This is a genomic window from Xenorhabdus sp. PB62.4 (genome assembly GCF_014467285.1).
Lineage (GTDB): Bacteria > Pseudomonadota > Gammaproteobacteria > Enterobacterales > Enterobacteriaceae > Xenorhabdus.
Genome location: NZ_NKHR01000012.1, coordinates 20424 through 41241, shown reverse-complemented (window position 1 = coordinate 41241; position 20818 = coordinate 20424). Strand labels below are relative to the sequence as shown.

Sequence of the window (20818 nt, the reverse complement as noted above, 5' to 3'; positions counted from 1 at the left end):
TAGTTACCCGATAATTGGAATTCTGCGAATGATGAAACGCGTAAACCAAGCGGTAACTACCAAGCTCACGCCAAAAGTACCCTGAAACAAATTGATAAAGTACCAAGCCGCATCAGGAAGCAAATCAAACAAAGATTGAATATTCGTACTTTTAGGCAACAACTCGACGACAACAGACATCAATTCTTTAACGACAAGATACAACGCACCAAAGACCACAAATTTAATAACAACAGTACGTAATATATAACCAAGAATCGCATTCAACGCAGAAAGTAAAATACCGTACATAACCCCCCCCTTAAGAGCTTAAAATCACACGTAACGCGACTAAAGCCCAAATCAAAGACGCAATAAGCTCGATGAAATTCCTATTTTGTTCAATAAGCGGGCAATGACTTTCAATCACTAAATTAAAGTCATATCCCATCAATGAAAAATGGTTGTTAACTGTAGGGCAAGTTGCATTTCTACCCAACAATTTAAAATCAGAAAGAAAAGGCATGCTATTTTTAATCGGTTCGATTATATCTCTTCCTGTAGGCGGTTCTTCCAAATCCGGTGATTTAATATTAGGGTTTTCGCCTAAATCAACTTTAGCTTCAACATTAACATCGGTTTTACCTCCAATATTATTAATATTTGTTTCATTGGTTGATTGGTCTATCTCAATGTTTTGATATGGTGAAAATAAATCACGGGCTGTTAACCTATCCTTGCCTAATGCTCTTAAAGCCTCAGCTATCTCTGATTCTGAAATATAATCATCATCAGAAACAGGAATACCTTGATAACCATCTTGTAAAGCTGCATCATGCAATAAATCAGTAATTAAATCAGCAATAATATAATTATCTAATGGTTTATCACTGAGAATATCAGCCAATTCATTGGCGGAAACAGTTTTAATTAAATTTGATTTATTTTTTTTATTAAAATAATCCCCTTTATAATCTACATTTAACGATAAATGAATAGTAGAGCTAATGCGCGAATCATCAATAACATAATCATTTTCATTTGGTGGCGTACACATATATTTAAGTGAATCAGTTTTATTGCCATCAACAACATCGGAAACAGTAATATATTCACAAGGGTCATATGAACTTTTCAACGTTTTCTTATGTAAAATAGCCGGAACAATTGAATCGTAAGACGTAACCGCATCAGCAATATAGTTTTTAACGCCGTGATAAGAAGGGAATTTACTGCTCTCTCTAGGAATAAAATCTAAAATATCTATACTATAAGAAGTAGATATATATTCAAAAGTTACATTGTCACCATTAGCCTCATATATTACAGGTTCATATTTTCTTTCAAATTCTCTCATAGCCTCAAAGATAGTAGCATTCTGAACAGATTCTATGCTGTCATCTTCTATAAAATAGTAATCACCTGTATTATCATCAATATCAACTTCATAAATTGCGCGACTATTATCAAAAAAAGCTGATTTAACAATACCCGAAGGAATCGGGAAAAGCCCTATTTTAATATCATTAAGAGGAAAATTATTAACCACAACCGGACGAGGTGGAGTTACCGTTATGCCGATATCACCACCAATAGAATCACCATAAAGAATAACGGGTTGATCGTCTGATGGTTCAAAGTCCACAATCTGAGTGCGCCCCCCTACCCTAACCTCATATTTACCATTTCCCAATGAAACACCATCAGTAGAAACCGCCAAATCACCAGAACGGAAAGCACCGATAAGCTCCGATGTTGTCATAACACCGCCCGCAACCGTAACACCCGCCCAAGTAGCCTGTCCTGCTTTGCGTAAATAAGAATTCGCAGGAACACTAGCAGCTCTCCTTGCGGCCTCACGAGACATTCCATTTACTGTTGCTTTAATGGATTGATCAAGAGCGTAACGACCCGCAGCAGCCTCTGTCAGTGGGTATCGTGCAGCTGCCTGAGTCGCAGCCCTTTTTGCTACAGTTTGTGCAATAACCCGACCTAATATTCCCACCCCCGCCACTACAGCCGGATTAGCTTTAACTGGACTAGGACAACTAATAAATAAAAATAAAAAACAAAATGAATAAACTATTAACCTTTGAAACCCTGAATGACAGCCCATGCGCATAAAAGCCCCCAAATAAAAACAACCAGCGTTAATAAGTCAGCATTCATAAATAAAAAAAGGGGCTTTCACCCCTTAACCTATTAAAGTAAATTGGATTAAGCACCCTTAACCATTCTCAAGACCCATCTAATTCCTGCAAAACCTGCATACAAAGTAATAATAGATCCAGCAACTGCCATTAATGCAATAAGTACACCGCCGAAACCAATATTATTAGTCAATGCAGACAAATCCACATCCCCGGCTTTACCCGCAGCATCATCAGCAAAAGCAAAGACAGAAGAAACAGCCAAAGTTGCACCTAAAGCTACTTTTTTACAAAAAGATTTTATAGACATCCTTAAAATTCCTTTATTAAGCATGTTTAACCATGCGTATTATTTGACCTAAACCAAAAGAAAATAAATATAATGTAATTACAGAACTAAATGCCAATCCCCATATTTTACCCAAATAAGGGTAATCGTAAGAAATTGGAATTTGATTGGATATGTCCAATAATATTTTTTGACAATTATTAGACATGTCGCAAATAGAACCCGTCAAAGAGGACATTGCCACCCCTTATTAAATAGAATTCTCCTATAGCTTTATTAAGTGCTTAACTGTTTCCATCGGAACATAAGAAACATTCCACTGGTTAAACTCAAGGCGAGGTGGATTATCGCCAAATGGCTTACCTGGATATAAACTAGAACCAGAAATTAAATACTTCCCCTCTGGTAACGGATTTGGCTCTGACAATGTGATAACTGTCTCTGACATTGAGCGTGGCCCCATATGCGCAATAACACGCTGTGTATAATAGGGAGTAATTTCGCCCGTATTTTTATTAGTACGTGTCTTTTGTTCTATTTTCACATCAGCGGCAGTGACTTCTATATAAAATGGAATTTTTTCTAAAACGGACATTGTGATACTCCTAATTTCTCATTTATGAGTGTTTGATATATTGGGGGCAAATCTAATTTCAGGTTTAAATCAGAAATGTGATCATCACGCACTATCATTGATAGAACGGCTTGAGTGTCCCCTTCAAAAAAATGAATAAGTTTTGCGATAGAGGAAGAAGCCTGTTTTCTAAGCCATTTAACTTTAGACTCAATAGCATCAACAGCCTTACGACCTAAAAGAACAGGAATGGCAGCAGGCTTCGTCGGATTGATGGAAGCTGCATAAGGGCACAACCCTGTATAAGTTCCTTGTGTATTTAAAAGTACCTCAATTGGTACGCCTTTTAATTCAGTCTCAGAGCGATACCAAGTGCCGGAAACTTTTTGCTCAAGGGCTTTATTGTAAACTCGCCAATAAACACGTGATTGCCTAGAGCCCACAGTTACGATTTCTTTGGTATAGTTCCCTGTTGCATCTATTTCATGAGCATTGCCTAATTTAGATTTTGGACCCATACCACCATAAAACGCATCATCTTTATAGGCTGATAACGCATGATGGCAAGTGAATACACCATCATAATCATCAGTAGCGAGATCCAAACGTTTTAATGACGTAATATCTAAATGTTTAAGCCACTTATAGATTTTTTCCGGTGTTGTGCCACTCATAACATGTGTACAGCCCTTTCCGCCGATCTGAACGTAAAAAGTGCCATTGTTCCCACCCCAGTAGATCATGCCGAAATGCTCATATCCACCATCTTCAGAATAAAGAATGGCTGAATCTTGATAAGCAAAACCACCTGCACCGCGAGCAGGACCAACAAATAATCCAAATACAGCAGCGATAAAACGTCTCAGGCGTGAATGTAAACAGGACAATAATTCTCTGTTATAACGTTCAGCCTTACGGTTGATATCTTCAATCGAAGAAGAAAACACCTCACCTGAATCAGGTAACGCTTCGTAATCTCTGCCTAATACTGATTCAGTGAATTGACTGTGTTGATAATGCCGATAAGATGGCAAAAATTCATATTTACGCCATTCATGCCCTTTTTCCTGAAAAGTATGAACATCTTTCATACATGAAAGCGGCGCAGAAAAGGCCAGATAATCAATAATAACGCTTCTATCAGTCATCATTTTAAAGATTCCTGATAGCCAGTGAAATTACCAGAAGTAGCGGCCGTAGAGACGAACACTATTTGATTGCCGTAAAGGGAGGTGCATTCATACATCAATTCATCAACAGACGGGTAAAAATCCCATTCATCGGCAACAAGAGCATTGATGCCAAAACCTGCGATGTAATCGAAATAGATGATCTTCATAGCCCCTCTCTTGTAACCAAGAGAGAGCGAAAGTTAGGGGTTATAACTGTATGATCGGCGTGGGATTCGCACAATCCACGTTATGCTAAATTGCTAGGCTGCCACCGTTATTCTAGCAGCCTAGCAATTAAACATAACGCTTATAGATTATGCGAATCCATAAGGCTTTTAAAAAAGTACTGAGGTTTGACCCTGAGTACCCGATCTACCATTCCACTAGCCGACTAAAAAACTCACATTCCAATGGCTCCAGTTAGCAAAATATGCACATATACAATCATGCACTGAAAAAAATCTACCACATGGTAAACACTTATACAAGTACAAAGATACAATTACATGAATGTTTACCTATAATAAGTCAATATAAGATTTTGACTAATAAAAAGGCGAACACTGTTATGTCTACACCTAAGCGAACAACTATGGCTATTGTCGCCGAAAGAAAATTGAAGCTTGAACGACTAGCAATAGATGCCAGTCATGTGGCGGGAAAATCTATCTCATGGACAGACCTTGTTAACCATTTGATTGATAATTATGCAAAAGATGCAGCAAAGGACTTGATTCATGCTGTTAAGCAACAGACTCAAAACTAACTGCAAAAATACAAAGATCTCCTCTACTGAGGAGATTTTACTCTTTTATAGATTAATAAGGGAATGATATGAAAGACACTAAAAATAATAATAATCAACTACTTATTAATAATAAAGAAGTTATACTCGATCAGCACCACTTATTCGTTAGCGACGAAAAATATCATGCATTCATGCAAATACTGGAGCAACCGCTTTCTAATAATGTAGGTTTTAAAAAACTCATGGGGTATAAAGCGCCGTGGAAATCTCAGCTAAAAACTTAAGCCATTCTGTAAAACATCAGGTGCAAGGCTGAAAACCCGAAGAGAACCTTAGGCCACTACAGCATGGCACACTCACTAAGAGGAAAATGTAATGCATATTCCAACAAACCCTAAAAATTTTTTAATATTCATAGTGATAGCATTAGCTATATGGGCTGTTTTTAGTAAATAATACATTTGTTTTGATATACATCCCCCACTAAATTTCTTTAAGGAAAATAACTTGAAAAAATGGAAAGTAGTTGGTTATTGCATAACAAGAGGATTTGATCGTGTATATATTTACAATGAAGAAACAAAAAAATGGCATGAAAACATAAAAAAAATAAAAATATACAATTTAATAGAAGATGCTTCTTATGCATTATCAAAGATTGAAAAATACAAAAACACAGCCAAACTCCAAGAAGTTATAGATCATAATGATGGAACATTAGGTTTTATGATACCAGGTGGATTAGAAGGACTACGAAATATAAAAAAATTATTAGCTCCGAGACTGTAAAAAACATTTAAAATTAATAAGTTATTATAACTTTAACATCTTAAACATGAGTGCTTAGTTCGTTAAAAATAAGCACTCACTCTGTTAAACATGAGCATTTAGTTCGCCGTATCCGCTGAATAGCCTTTTGTCTATCGACCGTTCTGCTTTCGTGAGTCTGATAATTCCGTGGTTCGCTTCGCTCACGGGCTTAGCAGGGTGAAGGGAGGGTTTCGTATTCCCTGATTCAGCCCCCCCTTTGTATCGGCGGATTAGCCCTGTTCTCCCATAACCTTTCGAATGCCGCCTTACATGCCCTAACGGGCATCCAATCCATTGAACGAGCAACATTACGATCATCAGAGCTATTACAATAGAATAAACTCAAACTTCCCGAAGTTTATCAAACCTTGAATCAAAAACGATTTTTTCTCTTTAATTTTTATTATGTTGGATTATATGAAATTCCACTTCTTCATCGGAGGATTCTTCATATTCTACTTTATATTCAGGATTTTTCATCCACTCGGTATGTAGTTCTGCATGTGTTTTAAGTTTTTCATATCCCCCTCTCCCTTTTTTCTAAACATGAGCGCTTAGTTCGCTAAACATGAGTGGTTAGTTCGTTAGATATGAACGTCTGATTCCTAAAGTCCACTATCTTACGGTAATTACCATAATTACCGTCATCACTAAAATAAGTATTCTTACATTGTAACGATGATATAAAGATAGGCAAAATTGACGCTATTCAATAAAACCATGCAAAGGGTTTATTGTGTATCGGAAACGCCATCCCATCAGGATCGCTACCGTTTAATACCTTAGACAGAAGTTGTTTTACTTCTCGCCGTTCTGGTCTGGTCATCATTAAGTTACGATACCAAGACGGAGATTTATCAAACCATTTTTTACAACTGGCAAACTGTCTCCCTACCCGACGATAAGATTTCAATCTTCCATTTGGAAGACGGTCACGACTCTGGTTTTTCACAGACATAAAAATATCCTCTAAGTAATTAATTACCTAGAAAATATCAAGTTGCTCATATCCGATAATATTTCTCATATCTATCTACCCCCAAATACCCGATACTCTATTTTTATCCAGATTATAGCCAATATAAAAACACAATGACGCTATCTGCGCCGAAAAATCCTGCCTCCTCGCACCGCTGCGGGGGCGGTTTTTCCGTGCTCGATAACGTCAAATAACTTTTACCTGCAATAATACGATAATATCGGTCTTCGTATTCGCTTTTGACTTGCCTGTTAAAAAGCCTTTTGGCAGAAAACTGAATCCTGCTTCGCCCTCTTCTACCTTGTTTTCAGCCAGACCACCTAACACTATAATTTCACCGCTTTTGACCGAAACATCAGTAACAATGTCACGTTTAATCAAGGTGGGTGACTGATTCACGCCCGTGTCTGTTTTGACAAAGTTGGATAACTGCTGCTGTATTTTTAAATCAATCGCCTGACTTTTAATTGTTGGCTGAATATCGAAAATTACCCCGCTGGAACGATATTCAATCGACTGTACAGGCCGTCCATCCTGATAAGTCACATTAGACAACACGGGCACATCAGAACCGACGCTAAAATTACCTTTTGAGCCGGATTTAACCCGCAAAGTCGGACTACTCACCACATGAAAACGTTCATCACGTCGGAACAGCTCAACCATTGCATCAAGGCCACCTGTATTAATCGTAATGAAATTCTCATAATTCTGTTTTATGCCAATATTAATTCCTAATTTACCTGACAACAATTTAGCCATGAGGTTAATCCCACTACCTTCTTTTTCAATATCCTGGACTTCAAAGACATAACCGGTTACCACCACTTCACGCGATGGCGCATCAACCGAACTTAATACACTCTGAACCCGTACAATTTCGTTTTTAGTGCCATAAAAAACCAGCTTATCACCGCTGGCCGCCACTTCACCCTCTGATTTTAAAAAGCCCTGTAAGTACTCAACATCCCGATGGACTGGGCTATAAACAAAACTCTGTTTAATTACTTTGGGTTCAGGCGGTTTTACTTTAACAAGATAAACAACGCCTTGTTTTTCATGAACATTAATATTCATATTCTGGAAATAACGGACAATAAACTGGTTAAAATCCTGCTTATCGGTAGCATGAAAACTTATCAGACTGGTATCACTGGCAAGATTCGGATCAAGCATATAAGGTCTTTGCAAGACTTCATCATAGATAAGCCCAATCGCTTTGGGTAACGGCACAGCTTCCAGCTTGAAATCTATATTCTTGGCCTGCGCTGATAAGGCCAACAAAGAAAAAATAATAAATAGCCCTTTTCTCATTATTGTATTCCTCCAGAATAATAGTTCACTACCTGCCCCTCAATATCCCCCTGTAAAAGCCGCCCGCTATACTGAAACTGGCTTCGGGGTTCGAGACGCAACCGACCTTGCTTGTCAGCCAGAATCACATATGCCCTACCATCTTTAACTAACTCACCTGTAATGCGCCATTTATCCGATAGCGACACAGTTGATCTCACAGGACTGATATCCAAGCGTTTACGGACACGAGTAAACGTGTCCAATAACCATTGGTGAGAATCACGAACAGTCGGCATTCCATTCTCAACCCATTGTGGATTTTCAAGATGAAAAGCTTTACCCGTTTTACTGTTCTTCACTGTTCTGACTGAATGAAAGCGAGAAGGACAAGTCAACACGATAAAATAACCCTGCAAGCCCATATTCTCGGCTAATGAACAAACACCTTTCGCACGAACTATCAGTTCGACAACCCGATTTTTACGATTAGAAACAGAGGAATCAAACGCCTCTTTCAAGCTACAAACTAATTTTTCATCAGCATCAAAAATTCCCATTGCCTCAAGAAAACGCAATGTTTTGGCATCCTTATGTTTATAGTGTGAAAGTAACCAATCAGAGGAATACGGCTTTAACGGTGAAAGCATCATCAAAATACGGGAGATCTCAAGCACTCTGGAAAGGCGTTGCCTGTCTAAGTAACGACGAACAAAGTAAGGATTCATAAAGCGTAAAATAACGCCGAATTTCCTATGTAGGAGTGAACTACCAGACCGAGTTCGAATCAAATTCGACACAGTATCAGCAGAAAAATTGAAATCCTGCTCAACGCGATTCTTAATAGTTTCAATAAAAGCATCACAAAAAGCATCCCGATCATCAGATGAATCAAACCAAGACCATAAAGATGAATCAGATAGCGATTGAACAAAATCACCCGCAATTAATTGCAGATCTTCATCTGAACAGAAAAGATTAATGCCTTTTCCTTTACCGTCTGGAGTTGCAAACGCCAAAGAATAAGCCATTTCTAATCTTGTTACCGCTTTATCGACACCTAATCCCTTAACTAAACTACAAACAGCTTGCGCTACAGAGATAGAAAAAGAACCAAATCCAGATGCCAAATAAGCAACATACATACGCCAATCAAGGGAAAACTCAGGTAACGAATCGACTTCAAATAAAAAAATGATTTGATGAACGCGAGAATCAAGAGACGGTAAAAAAACTCCCTCCTGCTCCCCAAATACTTGAATATAACGCTGCCGAGAGAACAAATAATCCCGTTTTGACTGAGCGAAACGAGCAATGTTTTTGTGATATTCAGGTTGGGATTGTAAGGGCTGATGCTGACGGTGAAATGAATCAAAATAACCGTTATAGGAATTCAAAAATTGAACACCTAATGCAGTGCGATCAGAATGTGAATAAATAACGCCCATATCCCCTCATGTACTAGTTTAGGGAGTCAAGGGGTGTGGGCTTTTGGGCGGGGGGGCAGGAAAGATCGGAGCGGGGATTCGCACAATCCACGTTATGCTAAATTGCTATGCTGCCACCACTATTTTAGCAGCCTAGCAATTAAACATAACGCGGTTCGAGATTATGCGAACCTATGGTGTAGTAGTAAAAGTTGTAATGTCCGCTCTGGGCTAAGTTAAGATGTTCGTCAGCGTGCCATGCGCGAATTAAACATTCAAACAATATGTGCTGAGACGAGTTCAGCTATCTACGATAGGCTCTCTGAAATTGATCAGAGAGCAATTGTTGATAATAACCGTTCACAAAGCATTCCTGCTGGTGATGGTTCATCACGTAAGCGCAAAAAGCCGACAGAAAAGAAATCCCAACGTTCTTTAAATAATGACGATATGCTTGAAGCATTAGTCACTCTTCAATCTCGCTCAGAAGAAATATTTGGAAGAAAGATTCAAGAGCCCTGTCACGGCTCCTGAAGGATATTGTTTTTTACCGCGGTAGAAAATATTTCTGGTATATTATTGGGATAAACAATCTCCAAGGTATTGATAAGTTGGTCGATTTCCCACCAATGATGGTGTTTAATAACTGATTTTTCATTTTCAGTCCATTCAGTGGTGTTGATATCTTCTTTATCAAACTTTACGATATAAAAATGTTCTTTTGCTAAAACAGCCTCTCCACTAGGGAGAATCATTTCAAATGTTCTTTGAGCAACACATTGTCCAACATTATCTTTTCGGATACCTGTTTCTTCACGAAGTTCTCTAATAGCGGCTTGTTCAAAAGACTCTCCTTTTTTAACGCCTCCTCCAGGCGTAGCCCAATATGACTGACCGGCTAACGCATCGTCATTATGTACAAAATTAAACAATAATACTCGATTAGATGGGCTAATGATCAGCAAACGCGCTGAACAGCGAATACGCATATCTTATTTCCTTTTAGCTATAAATGGGGGGTTGCACTGTACATGCTTTGTGTCGTTACTCGATGCACATGCAGCCTCAATATCTTGTTCTTCAAATGGTCGAATGTTTCTGATTTTAACGATCGCAACGGCTTTCCCTATTTCTTCGTCTCCGTCTTTTAACAGGTAATGCTGATTTTCGATGATCAACAAATCTTCATTATCTGGGAGATTTGGATACCATTTTCTGATTTCTAATGTTTTCTTGCCAGCAGCAATGTTCTGTCCTGCTGGTGCAACTATTGAAATCGCTTTCATAAATTTAATTTATCCATATTCGGTTTAAACATGTCACTTCTTTACATCGGGCCTGTATTGTACAGATTATATGCTAACCTACTTTGAAAAAGTGACATTTCTATTCAAATCACAGGATATTACTCTTAATGTTGAAGCGGACCAAAATTTGACCTGATAAACCCTGTTTAATTAAATTTTTTATTACATTTGTGATAAATGTCACTGACATATATATATAATAAACTACCTTACTCCACATCGTTCATACCATCGATAAATTTATATTTAGTCAGTTTAAGTTTATATTTATTCATTTATATATTTATCGATTCAGGTTACTTAGGTGAAATTATGTTTAATGACAAACAAAAAATAAATATACCCCCAAATAAAATAAAATTGAATCATTAATAATAGGCTGTACCATATCTCGCGGTAAATGTTTGCATCATGTTGTTTTTTCTCTGTTTCATGTTCCAGTTGATGAGCATTTTTTAGAGGTAATAATGAAGAACACAATGAATGAAGCCATTAAATCAATATTTAATGGACTGCCTGATCTACCGCCTGAAACTTATTTTCAGGAAGGTTTTTTCAGGGATCCCGCGAGAACTATCAATACGGATGATAGGTATTTTCTATCTCCTGCTGATGGATTTGTTATCTATAGTGGAATAATAAATCCAGATGAGGCGATTACTGAAGTAAAAGGAAAAAAATACAGCATTCAGGACATTATCAGAGATAAGCATTATGACAAGCGCTCACTTGTCATTGGTATCTTTATGACATGTTATGATGTGCATGTTAATAGAGTTCCCTATGATGGCATCCTGAGTTACGCGGAACATGAACCTCTGGAAACCAACAATCTACCGATGATTGATGTAGAGAGTAACATTTTTTATAAAGAGAATATTGAATTAATTTATGACGACTATTTATACCTGAATCAGCGTGTCGTTAATAAAGTCTATTCTCCTGGCATTAGCAGAGAATACTATATGGTTCAGGTTGGTGATTATGATGTTAATACGATAACACCATTCCATATTCAGCAGAATACCCCTGTATTTCAAGGGAATAGATTCTCTATGATTCGATATGGTTCACAAGTCGATTTAGTCATTCCTGTCGCTGATGACGATGAATTAACTTCATTGGTATCTGTAAAAGAACACGTGACTGGTGGTATGACTAAGTTAGTTAGAATCAACGATAACTCTCTATAACATATAGCGTATAATATAAACTAGAATTGAGGTTCCAAGATGTTAAATAAATCGCCTAATATCATTTCTGATCTGAAAATGCCAGTTTTTTTATTAGCTCCTCCATTTTCATTAAATACCAATGTAAGAAATAACATTTGGATGGAAGAACTCGATGAGTCCGATATTAATGTTAACAGTAACGTGGCATTGAGACAGTTTTATAAGCTTTACAGCTTCATGTCATCACAATCATTAGTCTATTTGTTGCCATCTGATACTCATCAAGCACTGCAAGATCAAGTATATGTTGCTAACTTGGGAATTATTATTGGTGATGAAGATCCAACAGCAATAGTTGCCAATTTTGCATCAGAAATCAGAAGATCAGAAACCCCAATTGGGGTGAATTTCTTTGAATCATTAGGCTATAAAACTGAAGTTGCCCCTTACTATTTCGAAGGTGAAGCTGAGTTAAAACATCTGCATAGTAATGTACTGGTTGGCGGTTATGGAATAAGAAGTGATATTAGAACCTATGACTGGATGGAAGAAAAATTCGATCTCAAAATCGTAAAAGTAGAAGAAAGAGACCCTTATCTGTATCACTTAGATTGCAGTATCTTCCCTCTGGATAAAGAAAATACTCTGGTTTATACCGGTGGATTCAACAGTGATGAGTTGAAAGAATTGGAGAAAGTGACTAACGTCATCAGTATCAACAAAGATGTTGCATATAGTGGTATTTGTAACTCTGTCAGAGTCAATCAGCATATTCTCTGCTCATCCAATATCAACGACCTGAAAGCAGGTACGGAGGAATATATCTATGAAATGAACAAAAGCCATGAGCTGGAAAAAATTTGCTCTAAATTGGCATTAACGCCAAAATTATTCAATTTATCTGAATATATGAAGAGCGGCGCCCTGCTTTCCTGTATGGTTATGCATTTGAATAGATATTCTTATAAAATACAGGTAATCTAAAATTTGCGAACAATGATGCCATAATATTGGTCACATCTTTTTAGCTACAATTAAATTGGTTGCAATATAAATAGCATCTCCTGTTTTATATTATGATGCTTTTTATTTCTCTTGTTATTAAGTGAGATAGAACCATCATGATTTTAATGCGGAACTGTATTTTATTGATATAGGATGAATGTTTTCCAAGGATGGAATAAGCTGCCCTTTTTATATCATGGTAAGTCCTAACATGTTGTCTATACTAGTTAAATTGATAACTTAACAGTGATCTGTATATGAAATACATTACATTTCTTTATTCATTTATACGTAAGCAAAGAACAGCACTGGTGCTGGCTATTGTTTTTACGATAGTGGCAGCTTTAGCGGAAGTCATATTTCCATTTCTTGTACAAGAATTAGTTAATACTTTATTGAGGGATAAGTTAATACTTTCCTTCTCTTTTAACCAATTAATTGCTTCCCTGATAGCTATATCATTATTGATCGTCATAAGCCACGCCATTATTATCTGGATGCAGACGATTAACGCTTCAGAACTGAGTTATAACATGAGGAAATCGCTCATCGATTCTTTCCTCTCCTTTCCCTATCATATAACCAGAAAATTCCATTCTGCCAATCTGGCTTTTAGAATAAAAAACGATACATACCTTGTATCTGATAGGATTAGAGGTTTATATAGCGAATTTCTTTACGATACGTTATCCATCATTGGCCCATTTATAGCCATGGCTTTGATTGATCTTAAACTGGCAATTCTGGCATTTATGATGGTTTGTCTGACCACGGTGATCAGCAAACCACTCACTAATCGCGTGGCTGTTTATGAAAGGATTTTGCAGATATATAACTCACGATTAACCGGGGCGATACAGGAATCGCTTTCTTGGATTAAATCCGTCAAGATTTTTAACTCTGAAGAGTCAGAGAAAAAGAGAATTGATGATGCCAACATCAAGGTGAAGAACGTTGAGAGAATTACAGGCCTGTTCATGTCCCTTTCCGTTCCTCTTGGTTATTCCGCACAGTTAGCTTCAACAATTGCGGTACTTTGGTATGGTGGTTTGTTATTAATGGATGGAACGATTAATCCCGGTAACTTTGTCGCTGCATTTACCTATGAACAGTTAATGTCTGATTCCATCAAGAGATACAGTAATCATTTAAATAAATTTGCTTCGCTCAAATCACTGTTGGACAGAATTCTCGAATTGTTGGGTGCTCACAAACCAAATACCCACAAACAAAACCAGTCAGTAGTCAATGGCAATGCCGATGCTATTGATATCAACATCAAGAAATTCTCCTATAACGATAGAGATACACTGTTCAGTGATATGAATATCTCTATCCAAAAAGGCGAACGAGTTCTGATTGTTGGCGATAATGGCCAGGGTAAGAGTACGATATTTGATATCGTGACAGGATTAACACCGTTAAGTGAAGGCCATATTTCAATTTTTGGTGAGGTGATGGGAGATCCCGATGCTCAACATTGGCTGAAAAAGTTTGGGGTGATGTCTCAACAAACACAGATCATAAAAGGAACTTTATACGATAATCTGCATATTGCTAATACTGAGTCCACCAGCGAAGAGATGATTTCTGCATTGATTAAAGCCGGTGGCAGTGAGTTATTGGGTAAACTGAAGGATGGCCTGGATTCATACATTGATGAAAAAGGCTCTTCCTTGTCAGGTGGTGAAAGGCAGGTTATTGGTTTGGCTCGCTTATACCTCAAGACGCCAGAGATACTACTGTTCGATGAACCGACAACTTATCTGGACAACAGTAAAATAAACAGTTTTGCAGAGTCTCTGAATAATATCGTTCATGGTAAAACTGTGCTTATGATAAGCCATGATCCACGTGTATTCAGGCTCGCTGATCGGGTTATTAAAGTCGACAAGGGTAAAATTGCATTTGATGGCTCCCTCCAAGAGTATATGAACCAAGCAACAACACACTAATCTTTAATGGCCCAATTTAATGGGCCATTTTACCTTTCCTACATGCCTAAGGCAGTTTCAGCAAATTCCCCGAGTTCTATTTCAGAATTTTCAAATTTCGGATGGTAATTTTGCCATAAAGAGACATCTTTACCTTCTATCCATGGAGGTGCCACGGGTACACCTTTTCTCCAAAACTGAATACAAGATCTAACCTTCGGGTCACGCCTATTTCGGTAAATCCACCTTAGTTCACTCGCTGTATATAAACTCTTTTTCTTTCTCTTATTTTTTACAGGCAGCTTATAGACAACGCATTCCATATCGATTTCATCTAAAATAAAATGAATACATGATCGTGTCAAAGACTGAGAGAACCAAGATAATCCTGCTTTACATTTTCGACTAGTTACCTGCTCGGGATAGTGAACTTTTCTGTTATCTAAATCAATTTTCAACTCATCTTCACAATGACGTATCGAGTTGTATTTACAATGGTTTTCTATTGCTTTATCAAAAGATTCTTGATTGGATGGAATTAGTTGCTCAAATTTCTCACGGATGTCGCGTTCTCTCTGGGTTATTGAATATCTGTCAATTGTTGATATATTATTAGTATCAAGAAAACGGTCAAATCCAAGTTGTGGATATTCTTGAGCATATTTAGGTCTTTCTTCAAAAAGTCCAAATATAAGATCTCCTTGCTCAAAACGCGTCTTGAATGGTCGATAAAATGGCATATTTACCTCCCAGTACATCTACTTATATAAAACCATATCTATAATACTATAAAAACCATAAGATTCTTAACAACCATATAGATTCAATACAAGTAATTTATAATTGTTATTAGTTTTTTTCAAGGTTTTTATCCTACCAAACTTGTCTTTTTTGTTAGTATAAAAAGACTTTAAAAACAAGGCATTAATTTTCACCAAAGTTATTTGGCCTTGACTAATGCAAAATAAATTTTTTTACTAACGTGAAGATTAACGATAAAAACTCGCAAACAGAGGACAATATGATTGTTTTTGTGACAGGGGCAACTTCCGGTTTTGGTGAAGCAATTACAAGAAAATTTATCGAACATGGTTCCACAGTGATTGCGACAGGGCGCCGTAAGGATAGATTGGAAAAGTTGAAAAAAGAGTTAGGTGAACAATTCCACCCCATTCAACTTGATGTGAGAGATCGCGCTGCAATTGAGCAAGCAGTCCAGCAATTACCAGATACGTTACGCAATATTGATGTTCTTGTGAATAATGCGGGGCTTGCTTTAGGGCTGGAACTCGCTCATCAAGCTAATATTGATGATTGGGAAACTATGATTGACACCAATACCAAAGGATTAGTAAATATGACACGCGCTCTGCTGCCTCATATGGTAGAAACCAATAGTGGGCATATTATTAATATTGGCTCTACCGCAGCAAATTGGCCTTATGCGGGTGGTAACGTATATGGTGCTACGAAAGCTTTCGTAAAACAATTTAGTTTAGGATTACGAGCTGATTTACAAGGCAAAAATATTCGAGTCACTGATATCGAACCTGGCCTTGTCGGTGGAACCGAATTTTCTCATGTACGTTTTAAAGGCAATGAGGAAAAAGTGGATAAAACTTATGAAGGCGCAGATGCACTGACTGCTGATGATGTTGCAGAAGCGGTATTTTGGGTTGCTAACCTCCCTTCTCGTGTCAATATTAATACATTAGAGATGATGCCCGTTTGTCAATCATTCGCAGGTTTAAGTGTACATAGAAACCAATAATCCTATTTTGGTGAACTGTTAACTCTATTATTCAATTAATGTGGTGCTACCAATAAAACTCCTGTTTGACGCTTTTTTGGTAGCTTCAGTAAATGACCTAGTCTTGCTAAATGGCACAATGAAAGAGGTCCAAATATGAAATTTGTGAAATATGTTTCCGCTATCACTCTGTTATTGTCATTATTTTGGCAAACGCCTGCATTCTCTGCGCCCTGCTCATCAGATAGCACATGTGTAACCATTAATGGTGGCGGTGAGAATTCAATAAGCAGAGAAACGGCTCGTCAGAGCAAAGAAGAATGGAATGATCAGAGAAGCTTACGTAAGAAAGTGGAGCAGCGCAGAGAGAAAGAATTTGATAAGTACGAAGTAGAAGTTGATAATCGAAAGGCCTGTTTAGAAAGCGCTAATATTGATGCTTATTGGGAACCAAATACGAAACGTTGTTTGGATATTAACACAGGCCGTCCGATCAAACCTTGATAGACTCAACACCGACATCAAAGTAAGGAGATGATGGTGAAAAAAATCCTACTGGCTACAGCGTTGCTCTTTATGCTTTCTCCCTTTGCAGTACAAGCTTCACAAAAGGTTACATGTGAAAGCCTGAAAGCGGAAATTGCACAGAAAATCATTAACAATGGTGTTTCTGAAACGGATTTTAAGCTTGAAGTCATTCCTAATGACCAAGCTGTTAAGGACAACGCCGTTAATGGGAAAATTGTTGGTCATTGTGATTCCGGCAAGCAGAAAATAGTTTATATCCGCCTTACTCACACTAATACGGATAAAACTACTTCTGGCGATAAGAAAAGCCAAGAGTAACACTCTTTCAGATTTAACAGTAAAAAGGGGCAAAAGATGCCCCTTTTGTTATTAAATATCGATAGCTGATATTGCATTAGTATCCAAATAGCACGACAAATCGCGTTCTTCCGGCCTTAAGAGATAAGGGATTTCACCAATTTGTGGCGCCGGTATGTGACACCGTAACCTTTCTAGTATCTTAGCGTAGTGTGCTAATCCAGGGTTAATTCGGTTAGCAATCCAACCTACTAGGGGAACGCCATCGTTAATAATGGATTGAGCTGTGAGAATAGCATGATTAACACAACCAGCCTGAATCCCAACGACCAAAATGACGGGCAACTTTTCTTGTACAACCCAATCAGAATAAGACACCTCATCTTCCAGTAACATACGCCAGCCACCATTACCTTCAATAATCACACGATCTGCTTTATTCCCCAGGTTTTTCAGCCCCTTTGTCATTTGAGTAAAATCAGCTCGATTTCCTTCTTCGTAGTTACTTTCCCAAATAACAGGGTTAACCTCTTCATAGTCCACTTTAACAGGTGAGGATTGATATATGATTAAGGCATCACGATTGCGTATCCCCTCCGATGTTTGTCGTTTTTCTGTTGCAATGGGTTTATATCCTACCGCGGTTGTGCCTTCACGATTAAAAACTTGCAGTAATGCGCGGGTAACAACTGTTTTACCAATGTTGGTATCCGTGCCTGTAACAAATAAGCGCGTTATCATAAATTCATTTTCCGTTTTCCATAGTAACAAGTACAGATAGGCCGATTACTCTTTTTAGCGAGCAGGCTTAGAGTGTAGGAGATGTATTTGCGGTAGGGATTGCGTTAGCTCAATGTTTTGCCTGATGCGAGCTATCCTTATCCTTGCATGAGTGCTATTAGTAACTCGCCGCTATACAAGGATTGTTTAATTAACGCTGCCGCAGGAAATGTATCTGTATTATTAAATTGAGTAGCAACTATATCAACCTGTTGACTATAGCCGGGAAGAGAACGCTGAGATATCTGCTGTTGAATGGCGGGATAAAGGAGATGTTTTACATCGTTCAGCGGCGAACCAATCAGGATCATTTCGGGGTTAAAGATATTGACCATAATCGCCATGATACGCCCGATTCGTTCTCCGGCATCATGGATAATGTCTGTTACCAACGGATCGCCTTCTATGGCCGCCTGACAAAGTAAATCAATTGTCAATGGCACATTATTAGTTGTCATCGTATTAACTAAAGAGCAAGGATATTGCGTTGCCAGACAGCGGGCTTTCTGCAAAATATTTTTAATACTGATAACTGTTTCAAGACAGCCACGGTTACCACAGTAACAAAGCTCTCCATCAGGTTCGATTTGAGTATGCCCAATCTCTACGACACTTTGATTCCCGGCATGGAGCATTTGCCCTGCGGTTATAATGCCTGCCCCTACATTATCATCAATGACTAATTGAATAAGATTCTGGCAGTTTTTCCCTGTGCCGCACAGAGACTCTGCTATTGTCCATGCGGTTATACTGTGCTGTAAAAAGATCGGTAATCCTGTGCGTTGATGTAAGAATGCCCCTATGGGGATATCCTGGATATCGTAGTACGGTGAACTATGAATTATCCCATTAACCGGATCAACTATTGCATTAATGATAACGCTAATCGCTGTTAGACGCTCAAGAGCAGATTGATGTCGAAAGAAGAAGTTATCAATTTCATCAACGATACGGTCCAGAAAAGACTGATTTTGAAGTACAGGGAATGGTAATTCCTCTTCTACCAGAAGATTACTGCTCAAATCACGAAGCCCGACGACAATACTTCCTTTGTTAATGCGGATACACAAGAATTGCCACCCTTCACTATCTACTTTTAATCCGATAGCAGGACGCCCCCGAAAACCGGGTTCGTGAAACTCAGCTTCCTTCACTAAATGGGCATCAATGAGTTCCCGCGTAATTTTAGTAATGCTGGCGGGTGCCAATTGGGCTTTTTTAGAAAGTGCAATTCGCGAGATAGGCCCGTATTGATCAATTAACCGATAGACCAAACCAATATTTGCCTGTTTAATCTGGTCAATATGACTTGGTTGAATATCGACACTCACCTCGCCTCCCGCTATTTAATTCGCGCCGCTAAAAAATTAATAACGATTATGTCGTTGTTTAAACGATAAGATATCCGCTTGAAGTAGAAATGTGATCTTTCACACGAACTTCTCGTGATTATTGCTTTTTATTAACATTATTGCCTTTTGTTTAACAACGTCATCTATAAGTTTTCGTCTACAATATTTGAGATTAAAAGATTGGTTAGCCGGGCTGCCGCAGCACTGTTATTGTAATTTTTATGCTTAACCAACCAAACTTCAGAGTAAGCTGGATTATTTGCTAATGGAATATATTGAACACCATCTAGTTTCATGCGGGTAAATGATTCAGTAATAATGCTTATACCTAACCCTGCTGCAACCAATCCAAGTATTGTCATCGCCTCACCAGCTTCTTGCGAAATCATCGGCGTCACTCCTGCATTTGCCAATAAAGCGATAATTTCATCGTACAAAGCTGTCCCTACATCACGCTCAAAGAACACCAGTGGATAATCAGATAACATTTCCAGATTAACGCCTTCATTGGCATATTTAAGCAAAGGGTGACCATCATATACCGCCAGCATAAAACGCTCACGGAAAAGTAACTGATACTCTAAGTTATCTGGTAATAACGTATTACGCATAACCCCTATATCGATTCTACCCGTTTGCAAAGGCGCTATTTGCTGTTTAGTATTCATTTGATGCATATGTATAGCCACGTCAGGATAGCATTCGCGGAACTGGCGCAGGCTAAGAGCGACTCTGGGCATAAAGGGCGCGGTGGACGTGAAGCCAATGGATATTTCCCCTAATTCTCCTTGATACATTCTGGCTGCTTTAGTTGCTGCTGCCTCAATTTGAGCAATTATCTGATATGCCTCCTGAAGAAACATATGCCCTGCGGGAGTTAAGCTAACATTTCGATTATTACGCATAAGTAGTTTGGCGTTTACATTAGCTTCAAGAGCTTGAATTTGCTGGCTTAATGGTGGTTGAGAGATATTTAATCGTTCTGCTGCGCGTCCAAAATGCAACTCTTCTGCCACTGCAATAAAATAGCGTAAATGTCTAAGTTCAACATTAATGGTCATACTCTATCACCTCTAACTTTATTACCTCAATTGATATGTTTAACATATCATTCTATTGAATTAATATATTAGACAAAATATTCACGAATTTCTATTCTTGATCTGAATCAAGTACTTAACGTTTTTTTACTTAGATAAGGAAGTAGCGTGAATACAATCCAAAGCGTCAGTGAAAAATCAGCAGTCTCTGACGTTGAAAGTGATGTTG

24 protein-coding genes and 1 pseudogene are annotated in these 20818 nt (G+C 38.1%); 10 read left to right on the top strand and 15 right to left on the bottom strand.

Annotation, left to right across the window (positions count from 1 at the left end; all coding sequences use genetic code 11):
* Positions 1 to 3: 3 nt before the first annotated feature.
* The 6 genes from Xenpb_RS11475 to Xenpb_RS11450 all read right to left on the bottom strand — a co-directional run bounded on the left by Xenpb_RS11475 (position 4) and on the right by Xenpb_RS11450 (position 4331).
* Entirely contained in the window at positions 4 to 291 is a 288-nt protein-coding gene (locus Xenpb_RS11475; RefSeq protein WP_187654443.1) for a DUF2523 family protein, read from the bottom strand.
* Positions 292 to 301: 10 nt separating this feature from the next.
* Positions 302 to 2101, bottom strand: a complete 1800-nt coding sequence (locus Xenpb_RS11470; protein WP_187654442.1) for a hypothetical protein — start codon at positions 2099 to 2101, stop codon at positions 302 to 304.
* A gap of 95 nt (positions 2102 to 2196) precedes the next feature.
* Positions 2197 to 2439 carry a hypothetical protein gene (locus tag Xenpb_RS11465; RefSeq protein ID WP_187654441.1) on the bottom strand — a complete coding sequence of 81 codons (243 nt, stop codon included), beginning with the start codon at positions 2437 to 2439 and terminating at the stop codon, positions 2197 to 2199.
* Between the two features lie 244 nt (positions 2440 to 2683).
* Positions 2684 to 3013, bottom strand: coding sequence for a hypothetical protein (locus Xenpb_RS11460; protein WP_099110238.1), 330 nt, complete (start codon positions 3011 to 3013; stop codon positions 2684 to 2686).
* Positions 3001 to 4143: a replication initiation factor domain-containing protein gene (locus tag Xenpb_RS11455; protein WP_187654440.1), complete on the bottom strand. Its 1143-nt coding sequence runs from the start codon at positions 4141 to 4143 to the stop codon at positions 3001 to 3003. The genes Xenpb_RS11460 and Xenpb_RS11455 overlap by 13 nt, the downstream gene beginning before the upstream one ends.
* Positions 4140 to 4331: a hypothetical protein gene (locus Xenpb_RS11450; protein ID WP_099110240.1), complete on the bottom strand. Its 192-nt coding sequence runs from the start codon at positions 4329 to 4331 to the stop codon at positions 4140 to 4142. Before Xenpb_RS11450 ends, Xenpb_RS11455 begins: the two co-directional genes overlap by 4 nt.
* Before the next feature lie 401 nt (positions 4332 to 4732).
* On the opposite strand from Xenpb_RS11450, the gene Xenpb_RS11445 reads away from it, so the two are divergent.
* The 3 genes from Xenpb_RS11445 to Xenpb_RS11435 all read left to right on the top strand — a co-directional run bounded on the left by Xenpb_RS11445 (position 4733) and on the right by Xenpb_RS11435 (position 5701).
* Positions 4733 to 4930, top strand: a complete 198-nt coding sequence (locus Xenpb_RS11445; RefSeq protein ID WP_069315805.1) for a hypothetical protein — start codon at positions 4733 to 4735, stop codon at positions 4928 to 4930.
* A 68-nt stretch (positions 4931 to 4998) separates the two neighbouring features.
* Positions 4999 to 5196 (top strand): DUF1778 domain-containing protein, encoded by a 198-nt coding sequence (locus Xenpb_RS11440; protein ID WP_187654439.1) that lies wholly within the window; start codon positions 4999 to 5001, stop codon positions 5194 to 5196.
* Between the two features lie 223 nt (positions 5197 to 5419).
* Entirely contained in the window at positions 5420 to 5701 is a 282-nt protein-coding gene (locus Xenpb_RS11435; RefSeq protein ID WP_069315807.1) for a hypothetical protein, read from the top strand.
* A 730-nt stretch (positions 5702 to 6431) separates the two neighbouring features.
* Here the strand turns inward: Xenpb_RS11435 and Xenpb_RS11430 are convergent.
* The 3 genes from Xenpb_RS11430 to Xenpb_RS11420 all read right to left on the bottom strand — a co-directional run bounded on the left by Xenpb_RS11430 (position 6432) and on the right by Xenpb_RS11420 (position 9442).
* Positions 6432 to 6680: a hypothetical protein gene (locus Xenpb_RS11430; RefSeq protein ID WP_069315808.1), complete on the bottom strand. Its 249-nt coding sequence runs from the start codon at positions 6678 to 6680 to the stop codon at positions 6432 to 6434.
* 207 nt (positions 6681 to 6887) lie between these two features.
* Positions 6888 to 8015 (bottom strand): type II secretion system protein GspD, encoded by a 1128-nt coding sequence (locus Xenpb_RS11425; RefSeq protein ID WP_187654438.1) that lies wholly within the window; start codon positions 8013 to 8015, stop codon positions 6888 to 6890.
* Positions 8015 to 9442, bottom strand: coding sequence for a replication endonuclease (locus tag Xenpb_RS11420; RefSeq protein WP_187654437.1), 1428 nt, complete (start codon positions 9440 to 9442; stop codon positions 8015 to 8017). Before Xenpb_RS11420 ends, Xenpb_RS11425 begins: the two co-directional genes overlap by 1 nt.
* 276 nt (positions 9443 to 9718) lie before the next feature.
* On the opposite strand from Xenpb_RS11420, the pseudogene Xenpb_RS11415 reads away from it, so the two are divergent.
* A pseudogene (locus tag Xenpb_RS11415) lies at positions 9719 to 9955 on the top strand (hypothetical protein); the annotation flags it as partial.
* Here Xenpb_RS11415 and Xenpb_RS11410 read toward each other — a convergent pair.
* Entirely contained in the window at positions 9943 to 10410 is a 468-nt protein-coding gene (locus tag Xenpb_RS11410) for an NUDIX hydrolase (RefSeq protein WP_187654436.1), read from the bottom strand. The pseudogene Xenpb_RS11415 and the gene Xenpb_RS11410 overlap by 13 nt on opposite strands.
* A 3-nt stretch (positions 10411 to 10413) precedes the next feature.
* Complete coding sequence (locus tag Xenpb_RS11405; RefSeq protein ID WP_187654435.1) at positions 10414 to 10707, bottom strand: ASCH domain-containing protein; 294 nt, start codon at positions 10705 to 10707, stop codon at positions 10414 to 10416.
* A gap of 500 nt (positions 10708 to 11207) precedes the next feature.
* On the opposite strand from Xenpb_RS11405, the gene Xenpb_RS11400 reads away from it, so the two are divergent.
* From Xenpb_RS11400 to Xenpb_RS11390, 3 genes are all read left to right on the top strand, one after another.
* Positions 11208 to 11921 carry a phosphatidylserine decarboxylase gene (locus Xenpb_RS11400; protein ID WP_187654434.1) on the top strand — a complete coding sequence of 238 codons (714 nt, stop codon included), beginning with the start codon at positions 11208 to 11210 and terminating at the stop codon, positions 11919 to 11921.
* Between the two features lie 39 nt (positions 11922 to 11960).
* Positions 11961 to 12887, top strand: a complete 927-nt coding sequence (locus tag Xenpb_RS11395) for a dimethylarginine dimethylaminohydrolase family protein (RefSeq protein ID WP_187654433.1) — start codon at positions 11961 to 11963, stop codon at positions 12885 to 12887.
* Between the two features lie 278 nt (positions 12888 to 13165).
* The gene (locus tag Xenpb_RS11390; protein WP_187654432.1) at positions 13166 to 14863 is read left to right on the top strand and encodes an ABC transporter ATP-binding protein; all 1698 of its coding nucleotides are present in this window, start codon (positions 13166 to 13168) and stop codon (positions 14861 to 14863) included.
* A 38-nt stretch (positions 14864 to 14901) separates the two neighbouring features.
* On the opposite strand, the gene Xenpb_RS11385 is transcribed toward Xenpb_RS11390, so the two are convergent.
* Complete coding sequence (locus Xenpb_RS11385) at positions 14902 to 15582, bottom strand: hypothetical protein (protein WP_187654431.1); 681 nt, start codon at positions 15580 to 15582, stop codon at positions 14902 to 14904.
* A gap of 281 nt (positions 15583 to 15863) precedes the next feature.
* On the opposite strand from Xenpb_RS11385, the gene ydfG reads away from it, so the two are divergent.
* The 3 genes from ydfG to Xenpb_RS11370 all read left to right on the top strand — a co-directional run bounded on the left by ydfG (position 15864) and on the right by Xenpb_RS11370 (position 17438).
* Entirely contained in the window at positions 15864 to 16613 is a 750-nt protein-coding gene (gene ydfG, locus Xenpb_RS11380; RefSeq protein WP_187654430.1) for a bifunctional NADP-dependent 3-hydroxy acid dehydrogenase/3-hydroxypropionate dehydrogenase YdfG, read from the top strand.
* A gap of 135 nt (positions 16614 to 16748) precedes the next feature.
* Complete coding sequence (locus tag Xenpb_RS11375) at positions 16749 to 17096, top strand: DUF1283 family protein (protein WP_187654429.1); 348 nt, start codon at positions 16749 to 16751, stop codon at positions 17094 to 17096.
* Positions 17097 to 17129: 33 nt separating this feature from the next.
* Positions 17130 to 17438, top strand: a complete 309-nt coding sequence (locus Xenpb_RS11370) for a DUF1161 domain-containing protein (protein ID WP_187654500.1) — start codon at positions 17130 to 17132, stop codon at positions 17436 to 17438.
* Positions 17439 to 17489: 51 nt separating this feature from the next.
* On the opposite strand, the gene bioD is transcribed toward Xenpb_RS11370, so the two are convergent.
* The 3 genes from bioD to Xenpb_RS11355 form a co-directional block, all read right to left on the bottom strand.
* Complete coding sequence (bioD, locus tag Xenpb_RS11365; RefSeq protein ID WP_187654428.1) at positions 17490 to 18158, bottom strand: dethiobiotin synthase; 669 nt, start codon at positions 18156 to 18158, stop codon at positions 17490 to 17492.
* Between the two features lie 137 nt (positions 18159 to 18295).
* The gene (locus Xenpb_RS11360; protein WP_187654427.1) at positions 18296 to 19528 is read right to left on the bottom strand and encodes an ROK family protein; all 1233 of its coding nucleotides are present in this window, start codon (positions 19526 to 19528) and stop codon (positions 18296 to 18298) included.
* A gap of 164 nt (positions 19529 to 19692) precedes the next feature.
* Positions 19693 to 20604: a LysR family transcriptional regulator gene (locus tag Xenpb_RS11355; protein ID WP_187654499.1), complete on the bottom strand. Its 912-nt coding sequence runs from the start codon at positions 20602 to 20604 to the stop codon at positions 19693 to 19695.
* Between the last annotated feature and the right edge of the window lie 214 nt (positions 20605 to 20818).